Annotated in this window: 9 protein-coding genes; 7 read left to right on the forward strand and 2 right to left on the reverse strand. The window is 45.0% G+C overall.

What is annotated here, in order from left to right:
* Positions 1–3 precede the first annotated feature (3 nt).
* From ACR64G_RS01565 to ACR64G_RS01595, 7 genes are all read left to right on the forward strand, one after another.
* Positions 4–3,885 (forward strand): pilus assembly protein PilY, encoded by a 3,882-nt coding sequence (locus ACR64G_RS01565; protein WP_435979811.1) that lies wholly within the window; start codon positions 4–6, stop codon positions 3,883–3,885.
* A gap of 29 nt (positions 3,886–3,914) precedes the next feature.
* Positions 3,915–4,478 (forward strand): type IV pilin protein, encoded by a 564-nt coding sequence (locus tag ACR64G_RS01570; RefSeq protein ID WP_435979812.1) that lies wholly within the window; start codon positions 3,915–3,917, stop codon positions 4,476–4,478.
* Positions 4,478–4,927: a type IV pilin protein gene (locus ACR64G_RS01575; protein WP_435979813.1), complete on the forward strand. Its 450-nt coding sequence runs from the start codon at positions 4,478–4,480 to the stop codon at positions 4,925–4,927. The genes ACR64G_RS01570 and ACR64G_RS01575 overlap by 1 nt, the downstream gene beginning before the upstream one ends.
* A 285-nt stretch (positions 4,928–5,212) precedes the next feature.
* Positions 5,213–5,641 (forward strand): pilin, encoded by a 429-nt coding sequence (locus tag ACR64G_RS01580; RefSeq protein WP_435979814.1) that lies wholly within the window; start codon positions 5,213–5,215, stop codon positions 5,639–5,641.
* 138 nt (positions 5,642–5,779) lie between these two features.
* Positions 5,780–6,193, forward strand: coding sequence for a pilin (locus ACR64G_RS01585; protein ID WP_435979815.1), 414 nt, complete (start codon positions 5,780–5,782; stop codon positions 6,191–6,193).
* A 29-nt stretch (positions 6,194–6,222) separates the two neighbouring features.
* The gene (gene tfpZ, locus ACR64G_RS01590; RefSeq protein ID WP_435979816.1) at positions 6,223–7,011 is read left to right on the forward strand and encodes a TfpX/TfpZ family type IV pilin accessory protein; all 789 of its coding nucleotides are present in this window, start codon (positions 6,223–6,225) and stop codon (positions 7,009–7,011) included.
* Positions 7,012–7,174: 163 nt separating this feature from the next.
* Positions 7,175–8,674, forward strand: a complete 1,500-nt coding sequence (locus ACR64G_RS01595) for a fused MFS/spermidine synthase (RefSeq protein ID WP_435979817.1) — start codon at positions 7,175–7,177, stop codon at positions 8,672–8,674.
* A gap of 154 nt (positions 8,675–8,828) precedes the next feature.
* Here ACR64G_RS01595 and fdxA read toward each other — a convergent pair whose 3' ends face one another.
* The gene (fdxA, locus tag ACR64G_RS01600; RefSeq protein ID WP_435979818.1) at positions 8,829–9,152 is read right to left on the reverse strand and encodes a ferredoxin FdxA; all 324 of its coding nucleotides are present in this window, start codon (positions 9,150–9,152) and stop codon (positions 8,829–8,831) included.
* An 86-nt stretch (positions 9,153–9,238) separates the two neighbouring features.
* Positions 9,239–12,382 (reverse strand): DNA mismatch repair protein MutS, encoded by a 3,144-nt coding sequence (mutS, locus tag ACR64G_RS01605; protein WP_435979819.1) that lies wholly within the window; start codon positions 12,380–12,382, stop codon positions 9,239–9,241.
* Between the last annotated feature and the right edge of the window lie 88 nt (positions 12,383–12,470).

Raw genomic sequence — 12,470 nt, forward strand, 5'->3', positions numbered from 1 at the left:
ACCATGAAATACCCAAAAAATGTAAATATTGAGAGTCGTGCATGGCGTATGACGACACTGTCAGTAGCCGTCATGGTAGGTCTAGCTACAGTTAGTACTCCTGCATATAGTGCTACTGGTGGCAAAAAAATTGGCGACTTAGAGATATACGAAGCTGCTGAAGGCGGTAAAGTAAGCATTATGATGATGCTAGATACTTCGGGTAGTATGTCATCTGCCCAAACGGATGTTGGATCTAGTGCATGTGACTTACCTACAGGAATTAGTAGTAATAGAATTACTACTGAACCATCTGCAACAACCCCAAGCTATACTCGTAGATATTGTATAGCTGGTGGTGATAAGCAATACTATTACCGAAGGATTTTATCGTTCTTCAGCTCAACATGGTATCGCTGTGGTGGAAGCGCTGGTTTAGGAACACCAAATAAAAATTCTTGCAATGATATAATAAATCAACCCTCTACAAATGGATTTGAACCAGAGCCTAGTGGTTTCTTTGGGAGCACTATTCATTATTACAAATCTGAAGGAGGATCTAAATATTACGATCGCTTGACACGTCTCAAAGATGCAATCTTTACCTTGATGGATAATACTCAACTGGATCCCAAAAAAGTCGCTATTGGTATTGGTCAATTCTCAAGTCAAAGCGGAGCAGATAATAGTGTCTCTTTTAACGCATCTGATGGCACTGCCATCGCTGATGGAAAAAGCGGCAAGATACTGGTGCCTGCAGCCTTACTAGATGACAATCAGCGCGCTAAAATAAAAGCAGTAGTAGCAGCGGCTGGAGGCGGAAACGGCACGCCTACAGCGAACGCTTATGCGGAGGCTGGCGCCTATATGTTAGGTACCAATACACCATCTGGCTCTGAGTATAGTGGCTTTAATAAGTCAGTCTCAGCATCTAAACGCAGCGGTAACTATATCAGTCCTCTTGTATCAACTACCTCACAATCCACAGCAATATGTGATGGTCAGGGTATCTATTTCTTGACTGATGGCAAACCAAACGGGGCTCCTGATCCTGCAGCACTGATGCGATCTGCTCTAGGATCCAAAGGCGGCGGCTTTAGCGTACCCTCTATCGGAACATTACCAAGTGGTAGTGATAATAACAGTGGTATGCCAGCTGTAGGCGCCTTTGCTAAAGCACTACGCAATTCGTCGTTAAATCCATTGGGCGAAAATAGAAATATCTTGACCGCTGTAGTCGGTTTTGGTTCGGATTTTACGGTGAATAGAGCTGCTGATGCCTCTTTGCCCGAAGCTAATAGAGTGATCCGTAACTTACCTGTTGTCAATTCAAAAGGCGAAGAGGAGTATAGTGACTTTTATAATTGTAATAACATTACTGACTTAGACGCTAAGAACGCCTGTAATTGGGGTGCCAAATCGCATCCTGAATTACCAAGCAACGTTGGTGGATTCGGTGAGGGCGGGTTTTACTCAGCACAGTCTACTGATGATATTGTCAAAAGTATTACAACCTTTGTTGAGGATTTAGATCAAACGTTACCTTCTGCACCGTCAGGGACAATTACCGTTCCAGATGACCCTTATCAAGCGTCTAATCAGTTGGCTTATGCGTATCTGCCCATGCTTGCGCCTGATGTCAGCTCAAGAGATAGTATTTGGGAAGGCAACCTAAAAAAGTATAAGTTAAATAGAGGTACTCTGTTTGGTAAAAACAATAACCGACTGTATACAAACTCTGCAGGCAACATAAGTAAAACGACGCAAGATGTATGGCAAACGGCTGATTATAAGAACTCAAAGGGAGAAACCGTAAACAATGAGATCAACGCAGGCGGTGTTTATGCACAGTTACGAACACCCAAGTCAGATCGCGCCAGTGTACGCAAGATATACGTTGAAGACTATGAGAGTGTGTCTAACAAAAAACCAGTACTGAGAGAGTTGAGCGTCGATACTACGGGCAAGCCTATAGGGTTTAATCTACTAGTAGATACCGCTATTTATACTCAACAAAATAAGCGCCGCTTACTGAACTTCTTAGGGTTTGAAAAAGCGATCAAAGCAGATGGTCAAGAGTTAGATTTAGTTCTTAGTAGTGAGCTACCATTGAACGACGTTATCACTAGCGAACTAACTTTAGTGAAGCCCTCTAGAGATATAAAAGTCTTGGGCGGCGTGGTACATTCGTCACCTACAGCCCTCTCCTATAGCGCAGTATTGGATGATAATGGTCGCATTACCGACTCTCGTGACGATTACGTACTATTTGGCTCGATGGATGGCGCTCTACATCTAGTGGATGCTGATGAAGGCAAAGAGATGGCTGCTATTATTCCAAGATCTATGCTCATAGCTCAACCAAGCACACTAGTGGATAGATCAACCAAGACGGAGATTGGTCAGCCCTACTTTGGTATTGATGCACCGTGGCTTGTGACTACTGATTATAAATATGATTTGCCTGCCAAAAGAGTAAAGGTAGATAGTGCTGGTAGCAAAGGCATGTTTGCATATGGTGGTCTGCGTATGGGCGGCGAGGCGCTATACGGTATGGATATTACTGACAAATCTGCGCCTAAGATGAAATTTACTATCACTCCAGAGGGACTCAATTATACCGCTTCTAATGATTTTAAACGCTTAGGACAAATTTGGAACAAACCCATAGCGACAAAGGTACGTCTAAAAGCAGACGACGCTAAGCCCACGAATGTACTCATCTTTGGTGGTGGCTACGATATGGGTTACGAGAGCGAAACCTATGTACCGACAGCGGCAGCTCCTGCCAAAGGCAATGCTATTTATATGGTTAATGCTCAAAATGGCGAGTTGATATGGTCAACCAGTGGTCAACTGGTCTCTAGTACAAGCTCAATCAAGAATGTCGTCAAGTCTGAGATGATTCATAGCATCGTTGGTGAAATTACTGTGCTCGATAGAGACAGTGATGGGCTCACCGATCATATCTATGCCGCAGATTTGGGTGGACAAGTCTTTCGTGTTGATTTACAGAATGCGCGTCCTAAAAAGTATGGCTTCACGCGAGTAGGAAGCTTTAGCGCCAAGCCCGCTGTGCGTATACTCAACACGAAACCAAATGCCGATGGCAAGTTTGCATACCGATTCTATGAGCGTCCAATCGTCAGCTTTTACCGTAGAGAGAGCGGTCCTGACAACGGTCAGATCTTTGGACTTATCAATGTCGTCTCAGGTAATCGTAGTGCGCCTTTATCCAAGATACGCGATAATAATACTTACGCCAATCGTGTCTACGGTATCATTGATAGCGATTTGACTAGGCGCGACTTGTTCACTACTAGTACCCTTAATATCCAAAACTTGACAGAAGCCAATTTGACCAATTTAGCGTCCACACTTGGCAATACACCAACGGATACAGCCAAAAACAACGCCAAAGCAACTATGATCACAGGGACAAAAAAAGGCTGGTATTACCCATTGATTCGTTTTGATGGTGAGAATAATGTCAAGTACAACAAAGGGTTTGGCGATAGTGCGGTCATCAACAGCTTACTGTTTACGACAGTCTATAACCCTGATAAACAGTATGGTACTGTCAATAATTGTACGGCCAAAATCAGAGGCGGCTCCGAGCGCCAGCTTTACTGCTTGCCTTATGGTATCTGTGCAGAGAGCACATCAATCACAGGCACTGGCGGGTTTATACCAGCGGGTCAAGGTATTCAGGAGCTAGTCATAGGTCCTTACAATAAGGACAATACCAATCTTAAAGTATTGGTTGGAGTCGACCCAATTGATGAGCGCATAAAACCCACAAATAGAAAAGACTTTAATGATGGTGGTGATGGTAGTGCATCAGAGTACATTTTTAATGAGCGTTATACCGTCCAGCCTAGAGTCTGGTACAAGCGTACTCAATAATGGATCACAATGATAATAAGGTGCCGACTATGCACACATCAGATATGTATCCTATATGTGTATCCAAGAGTAGTAGCCGCGGCTTTACTCTCATTGAGCTCATGGTCGTCGTCTTCATCATCGCCATACTAGCGGCTATTGCTATTCCCAGCTATCGGCGTTATGCGGTGATTAATGCTGAGCGCGAAGCGCAGGCCAAAATGCTACAGCTGCAAGTCCAGTTAGAGCGTTGGCGTGCGCGGGCGTTGAGTTATCAAGGGTTCTTACCAGAAGTCATCGATAGCAATACGGACGATGTAACCTATAGCTATGATGAGAACAATAACCAGACCATCTATGTCCCTGATGGTAGTAATGCCACCAACCACCGCTATGCCATCACTCTGGTCGATGGGGTCAATACAGGCAGCTCGCTGGTCTCAACAGGGATCGTCACAGGTCGCACTTGGAAGATGCTAGCGACGCCTAATATTACGGGTATTACTACCAACGCAAGGCACATCGTACTCACCAGCACGGGTTTGAGTTGTAGTAACAGCATTGCTATTGCTATCGCCGCTGCTGATTGCGGCGCAGGTCAGGAGGACTGGTAATGCGTATACTATCTAACAAAGGCTTTACCTTAATTGAGATGATGATCGCCGTTGCTATCATCGGCGTACTCGCAGCGATTGCTTATCCAAGCTATCAAAACTATGTCATTGAGTCCAGACGCGCGGACATGATGAGTGAGATGCACAATATCGCCTCTGAGGTTCAAGCGCGTAAACTGGCACTAGGTAATTACGCAGATATGGACGTCACTGATTTGACGGTCGGCTATCCAAGGCAAGGCGACGCGCTATACAATATTACTATCGCTCCTGTACCACTGACCCCGCCTTTGAATACACTAACTGCTAGATGGCTGATCACCGCTACCCCTATCGGTGGGGCACAAATGGCGAATGATGGCAATCTAACCCTTAATTTTCAAGGGGTAAAATGCCGTGTCATCAGGGGCACACGCACCTGTGGTACTGGTGATGAGTGGAATGACTGATAACAATCACTGACAAAAAATGTCAGCTATTGCTAGCTTATAAATATCCAAGCTGACAATTTTTGGTAACCTTGTCGTAACATTTCCGAGTATACGAGTTTAATAGAGCTAAATAAGCTGTTTATGAAATGTGTTAATCAGTCAAAATCAAACATATGTCAAAATAAGACAGTTATCGATAAAAACTTGGCATGCAATATGCAACCATTATAATAAGACCGCACTACTCCTATAACTGAAGACTAATAACTAATCGTCTTCGCTCTATCCCTAAAGGACATTCTTATGAACACAGCACAAAAAGGTTTTACTCTAATCGAACTCATGATCGTTATCGCTATTATCGGTATCTTAGCCGCGATCGCTCTGCCGGCTTATCAGACGTATACCAAAAAAGCGCGTTTTGCTGAAGTGGTATTAGCCGCATCATCAGTGAAAGGCAAAGTTGATGTTTGCTATCAGACTCGTGGTCAATCTGAAGCTGCAGCTATTACAGCAACTGGTGCTTGTGCTACTGCAGATAACGTTGGTGCAGATTTGACTGGTGCAGCTGCAGGCGCTCAAGTAGATAATGTTGCATATGCGAATGGTGTTGTTACGGCTACTGGTGCAGATAGTGTAGATGACGCAACTTACATTCTTACAGCAGCTGACTCTAGTGGTTCTTTAACTTGGGCAGAAAGTGGCACTTGTATCGCTGCTGGTCTTTGCTAGTATTGATCCCAACTCTAGTTTAGTCTTAATTTAGCTGTAAATGGATTCAAAAAACAGCCCTGCATGCTGAGCCATAGCAGGGCTATTTTGTGCCCAGAATATTCTGATAAGTTTGCATATAACCACAAAGGAAGCGTTATGAATACTCAAAGAGGGTTTACGCTCATAGAGCTGATGATCGTCATTGCTATTATTGGTATCTTAGCGGCGATCGCGCTACCGGCTTATCAGACTTATACCAAAAAAGCACGTTTTACTGAAGTAGTACTCGCTGCCGCTACAGTCAGAGCCAATATCGACAGCTGCTTTCAAGGTAGAGGCAACTATCTACTCGCTAATTGCGATACTATTGCTAAAGTCAGTATCAACGCTTCAGGCGTTACCAATGCCAATAATGTCAATGCTATTAGCATCGCACCGACAACGGCTCTAGTGACCGCAACAGGTGAGCCTAGCGTCGATGGTGCGACTTTTACTTTGCAGCCCGCTGCTAGCAACGATACCTTGGTATGGACAGCAGGCGGTACCTGCATTGCTGCTGGTCTATGTTAATCATCATTGTTCATAGGAACTATCCTTAAATGACGCCACAACCTACTCGCATTTGGGCGGACTCTTTTAAAGCCGCCGCTATTCATTTGTCTATCAGTTTATTAGTCGCTGGAGCCTTAGCAGTTTTGCTGTTCAAGGTTTGGTATCCGATGCCACTCGCTACTGCTACAGGTGTCTTTGTTATATTTGCCATGGTATTTATTATTGACCTAATCATTGGCCCTTTGTTAACGCTTATTGTGTATAAAAAAAATAAAAAATCATTAGTATTTGATCTAAGTGTAATTGTCATTATCCAGATTGCAGCACTGGCTTACGGCGTGTACAGTCTCTCACAAGCGCGACCGGTGTGGTTAGCCTTTTACGATAATCGATTTGAGATTGTCAGGCTGAATGATATAGAAGATAGTTATTTAGAGAATGCGCCTGAACAATATTCGCATTTTTCTTTAACAGGACCTAAATGGGTCGCCGCCAAGCCTATAGGTAATGAGCAACAGATCGAAGAGTTGAAGTTTGGCAGTCGATTGGGCGCAAAGATCGCACATCAGCCTGCTTTATATTATCCGATAGAGCAAGCTTATCCTGCTATAAAAATCAAAGCCTATGAGCTGTCTAAATTAGAAGCGGCTAATGATAAAATAGATATTGGCAAATATATCACTGCCTATCCAAATGCAGTTGGTTGGTTACCGCTATGGGGTCAGGAGCAACATATGGTGGTATTGATCGATAAAAATGGCGCGCCACTCAAAATTGTTGATTTGCGTCCTTGGACAAAAGCTCAAATGAGTACGACTATCGTTTCTTATACGTAAGGCGAGTCCTTACAAGTCAAAGTAACGTCATAAAGTATTTAGAGATAAAAGCCAAACTTCATGTTTGGTTTTTTTATTTTAGGCTATCAAAACACACCCACCATCACGCCCCACCCAGAATAGTGTAAAATCATCACAAAATATTGTGCTGATGAGTCGTGCTATGCAAAAGAAAGTCTTGGGTATCTGTCTCGTCATCGCGTTACTTGAGGGCTTTGCAGGTTTGGGTATCGAGATCTATGCCATTCGCATATCTGCGACGTATATCGGCGCGTCTATCTCGATCACAGGCGTGATTCTCGCGATGGTGCTGATCGCGATAGCTGTGGGCTACTGGTATGGTGGACGCCTGTCACAAGATATCCATACGCCAAGACAAGCGCTATTAAAGGCAGGTCACGTTTTGTCCTTGTCTGCTATCTCTCACGCGATTGCCTGTATTATCCAATTACCGTTACTTGCTGCTATGACTATGAGTACCAGTAGTCCGATTATTGCGGCTATCGGTGTGGGGCTACTATTCGGTGTGGGTTTGACCTTTGGCTCAACGGCTATTCCGCTAATTACCCAGTTTTTGACCCTAAAATATCCTAATAGCGACGGTGTCGATGCAGGCAAGAACGCGGGGATGATGGTCGCTATAACCACCATCGGTAGTGTCCTTGGCTCGACGCTGACGCCGATTATCTTATTGCCCTATATTGGTTTGATGAGTAGCTTGGCGCTATTTATCGCCGCATTAGCGATCAGTAGCTATCTGTGTACCAAGCTTGCGATGCAGCTGTATAGTGATGACTATGTTAGTCAGCTGTCTCCGCGCCAAAACTACATGCTCGCCATATCAGCCGTTATCGTAACCGCCGCCTTTATCGGATTAAATAAAGTCGATACGGGTTATCAAACGGCGACAGGGGCGTGGTTCATCAAGCAAACCGTCTCCGACAATCAACTAGCCGTTACCATCACGGACAAGCCTGGACTCTCAACGAGTAGCTGCTGGATATACCTCTCCAAAAAGAACTGTCATTGGTATGGCAAAATCACCGTAGAGGCTATCGATGAGATTGCACCTGAGACATTAGTGTTCCTTGGCGGTGCAGGTATGGGGACACCAAGTGAGGTGGCATATCACAATCCTACTATGGCGTTGACCGTTATCGATATCGACAAAGGCCTGCCAAAGATTATCGAGGCGCACTTTTTAAAAGCCCCGATTGCGCCTAATATTGAGTTCATCGGTGATGATGCGCGCGGTTATTTGACGCGTAATAGTGATGCACGTTTCGACTTTATGCTCATTGACGCTTTTCAGGGGCGCTTTGTCGCCAGTAACTTATATACGCTAGAGGCGCTGACTCAGTTTAAAGCCAATAGCCAATACATAATGGCCAATGTCATCGGTATGCCGAATATCAATCATGGCTATACGCAAACGATCTTAAAGAACTGGTTTGAGGTATTTGGCGACTCTGCTTATGTACTGACTCAAAATGATAGCCCCGCAGTACAAAATAAAGTTCAAAACATTATGCTGTGTAATTTTGCCTGTCCCGGTAGCCAGTTACTTGCGCAAGCTGACTTTTTGAACAAGGAGCAGCACGTACATACTGATGATGTACCGAGGCTCGATAGATATCTATATCGCTCTATTGAAAGTCTGTAAGATATTTGATTGAAAAAATGTGTAGTGTGGGTTACGCTCAACTAACCCGCCCTACAACACTACAATATGGCTCATAAAAATTTCTCAATAAAAAAGGCTGTAGCAAAAGCCACAGCCTCATTGGTATCGAATAGATTATTTATAACATCACACGCTACTTTTCAAGATACTGAATCTTACCTTCGACGCCATCCCATTTCTCAGCATCTACCATTGGAGATTTTATCTCAGTGATATTGGGCCACTTTTGTGCCAGCTCTGCGTTCAATTCGATAAATTCTTCTTGTCCCTTGGGCACCTCATCTTCTGAGAAGATCGCATTGGCTGGGCACTCAGGCTCGCATAGCGCGCAGTCGATGCACTCGTCAGGATCGATAACTAAAAAGTTAGGCCCTTCATAAAAGCAGTCGACAGGACAGACTTCTACACAGTCCGTATGTTTACAAAGGATACAATTATCTGCAACGACAAAGGTCATAGGAAATCCTGTTTTTAATTCGGCTTGTATAAGTAAAATAAAATAGATCGTATTTTAGCGCTTTTATGCTCATTTAACAATTGCCTTTAACGACTACTGCGTTGTTTGAGTACATAGAGCAAGTCATGCGCTTGTTTTGGTGTAAGGTTATCAGGATTGATAGCATCTAGCTCATTATAAAGGCTAAATAACTGATTTTGTTGTTGATTGTTGTTTACAGGTATTTCTTGTTCACTATTACTGCTAGTCGAAACACCGTCGTTGTTGGAATAGTTGTGCGCGCGTTCGTCCTTTACTGACTTAGCTAAGTCGTTTTTGTCATCAGAATTTTGAGCATTCCCTTTAATATTGTCAGTCAGGTTTTGTGTAGAGGTTTTGCTTATTGCTAAGCTATCAACCAAATAACGCTTGGCGTCCTCTAGTACCGCTGCTGGAATACCTGCCATCTTTGCAACATGTAACCCAAAGCTGGAGCTGGCAGCACCTGCGCGGATCTGATGCAATAGCAATAACTGCCCATCGACTTCGCTGGCGGCGACATGGACATTACGGATGCCATTGCTTTTTTTATGACTGTTAGCACTGCTATTACGGTTACTTTTACGAGTTTCTCGGCTGACATCATTCTCTTTTGTCAATTGCGTCAGCTCAAAATAATGCGTGGCAAACAAGGTCAAACAACCAATCTCTAGCAGTTTATTGACGCAAGCATGAGCAATCGCTAGACCGTCAGTGGTCGCCGTACCGCGTCCGACTTCATCCATGAGTACCAGTGATTTATGAGTGGCTTGATTGAGAATATTGGCGGTCTCTATCATCTCTACCATAAAGGTCGATTTGCCACCTGCCAGATCATCAGCGGAGCCAATACGGGTAAAGATGCGATCGATATCACCAATGCGAGCACTCGCCGCGGGTACAAAGCTGCCGCAATGAGCGAGTAGGACAATCAGCGCAGTCTGGCGCATGTAGGTAGATTTGCCACCCATATTGGGTCCAGTAATCAGTAGTAATCGCTCAGGATTATCAAAAGTGCCAAGGGTACAGTCATTCGCGACAAAATAGCTGGCTTGTTCAGCGCTTGCCCTATTTTTCTGACTCAATGCAGCTTCGACGACGACATGACGACCTTGGGTGATCTCGATGCTGGTTTGAGTGTTATCCAGTGGCGTTTGTTCTGACTCTCTCGTATCTTGCGTGACACTATTCATAATCGGGCGTTGCCACTGATAAGTCGTCGCCAAATGCGCCCAATTACTCAGCACATCGAGCTGAGCAACAGCCGCGCTTAGCTGTTGTAACTCTGGTAGATGCGTACTTAATGTCGTAAGCAGCGCTTGATAGAGTTGTTTTTCGCGTGTTAGTGCCAATGTTTGCGCGCTCAAGTATTCGGTCTCGACGTCTTTTAGCTCATCAGTGATAAAGCGTTCGCTGTTTTTGAGCGTTTGCCTGCGAATAAAGTGCGCAGGCGCTTGCTGTGCTTGCATTTTTGGCAACTCAAAATAAAAGCCGCTGACTTTGTTATAGCCGACTTTTAGGCTGGGTAATTTATTTTCTTGGCGGGCGCGCGTCACCATGTCATCAAGTGTGGTTTGAATATTGTCATGGAGATGAGTAAGCCTATCGAACTCATCGTCAAAGCCAGCTGCAAGCATACCGCCATCACGAATATGGGCGGGTGGCTCTATAATGACGGCGCGTTCAATCAGGCTTGCGGCCTCCTGTACGCTTGAGAGATGCGTAGGTAATTGTAGCATCAGCATAGCGAGCAGGCCTGCATCTTCATGAGAGATACTGGCATCATTAAGTAGGCTAGTCAGCTGAATACTACTATTGATACCGTCTACCAATTTACGCAAATCACGCGGTTTGGCGCTCATCAGTCCAATACGGCTACTGATACGCTCGATATCACCGATGCTATTTAAGGTCTCACGTAGACTAACAACGAGTGATTTCTCAAACCGTGAATGCTTGGTTGATCGATCATTATTAGTTAACAGTGTCTCTATCGCCTCCAGACGTAGGTTGATACGCGCGTGCTGACGTAGCGGCCGCTTCATTTGTTGCACCAGCAATCGGCGTCCCATTGGCGTTCGGCAGTGATTGAGTACAGATATCAAAGAGGTACCGTTACTACTGACAGGAGCAAACAGCTCAAGGTTTTGCTGACTGTTCGTATCGATAATCAGATAATCATCATGATACTCAACGATGAGCTGATTGACCTGCGGTATATGACGCTGCTGCGTTTGCCGGGCATAATGAATGAGCGCCGCACAACTGGACTGGGCGAGTGGGGCGTCACCTATTCCTAAGCCGTCCAAACGCTGAACCCCAAACTGCTGACACAAGGTCGCAGCGGCATGGTCGCGATGAAAGTCAGCGGCGGCGACTTCTATGATCGGGCAATCGAGATGAGTACGTAGCCATGCCAGCCACGTCTCATCGATAGTCTCACTAACAATGCATTCGCTAGGTGCAAAACGCGCCAATACCGTCAGCATTTGCGTTTGTAACTCATCGATATTGTATCCGGTGGCATTTGCTTGCGTGGCAGAGGTTAGCGTTTGGGTAATCAAAGTACCCGCAGCTAAATCCAGCTGGCTGATTGCAGCTTGCATAGGTTGAGTATTATTTTTGGCTTTTGATACTGACACATCGATGGCGACCACGGTTGGCGTGTGATTAGGGGCGATAAGGGCGTCATCAGTAATGGTACCTGCGGTCAGGGTTTTGACGACTTCGCGGCGCATGATACCGCCAGCTTTGCTCTTATCTTTCTTGCCCTTTTCGCCCACACTTGGCAAATTTGAGACGCTATTAGAATTCGAGATGCTACTATTTAGAGCGCTACTCGTTGCGGCGTCATCAATTTGCTCGCAGACTACAACCGTTTGACCTGCTGCAATCAGACGCGCCATATAGCTATCCGCTGCATGAAAAGGCACGCCTGCCATGGCAATCGTGTTACCTGCTTTGTCGGTGCCGCGACGCGTAAGAGTAATGTCTAATATCTGCGCAGCACGTTTGGCATCGTCGAAGAATAGCTCATAAAAGTCGCCCATGCGATAGAGCAGTAGCGCGTGCGGATACTGAGCTTTCATCGTTAGATACTGAACCATCATTGGTGTATGGTGCGCCAAATCAAAGACAGTATCGCCTACGATAAGCGGTTCGGAAGGGCTTGGATTTGAATCAATAGTGCTATTAGATGGCGTAGCGGACATAAAAGGTCTCTTAGTTGCATAGTATTTATCACCAATTAAGCGCCATTTTACCACGACTGACTAGGCGCTAGCGTCGCCGAATATCTAC

The organism is Psychrobacter sp. DM4, from assembly GCF_051307035.1.
Lineage (GTDB): Bacteria > Pseudomonadota > Gammaproteobacteria > Pseudomonadales > Moraxellaceae > Psychrobacter.

Excerpts from the sequence above, each read along its gene's own strand:
- ACR64G_RS01565 (WP_435979811.1), top strand. The coding sequence starts at position 4 with ATGAAATACCCAAAAAATGTAAATATTGAGAGTCGTGCATGGCGTATG.
- ACR64G_RS01580 (WP_435979814.1), top strand. The coding sequence starts at position 5,213 with ATGAACACAGCACAAAAAGGTTTTACTCTAATCGAACTCATGATCGTT.
- ACR64G_RS01585 (WP_435979815.1), top strand. The coding sequence starts at position 5,780 with ATGAATACTCAAAGAGGGTTTACGCTCATAGAGCTGATGATCGTCATT.
- fdxA (WP_435979818.1), bottom strand. The coding sequence starts at position 9,152 with ATGACCTTTGTCGTTGCAGATAATTGTATCCTTTGTAAACATACGGAC.
- ACR64G_RS01570 (WP_435979812.1), top strand. The coding sequence starts at position 3,915 with ATGCACACATCAGATATGTATCCTATATGTGTATCCAAGAGTAGTAGC.
- ACR64G_RS01595 (WP_435979817.1), top strand. The coding sequence starts at position 7,175 with ATGCAAAAGAAAGTCTTGGGTATCTGTCTCGTCATCGCGTTACTTGAG.
- ACR64G_RS01575 (WP_435979813.1), top strand. The coding sequence starts at position 4,478 with ATGCGTATACTATCTAACAAAGGCTTTACCTTAATTGAGATGATGATC.
- tfpZ (WP_435979816.1), top strand. The coding sequence starts at position 6,223 with ATGACGCCACAACCTACTCGCATTTGGGCGGACTCTTTTAAAGCCGCC.
- mutS (WP_435979819.1), bottom strand. The coding sequence starts at position 12,382 with ATGTCCGCTACGCCATCTAATAGCACTATTGATTCAAATCCAAGCCCT.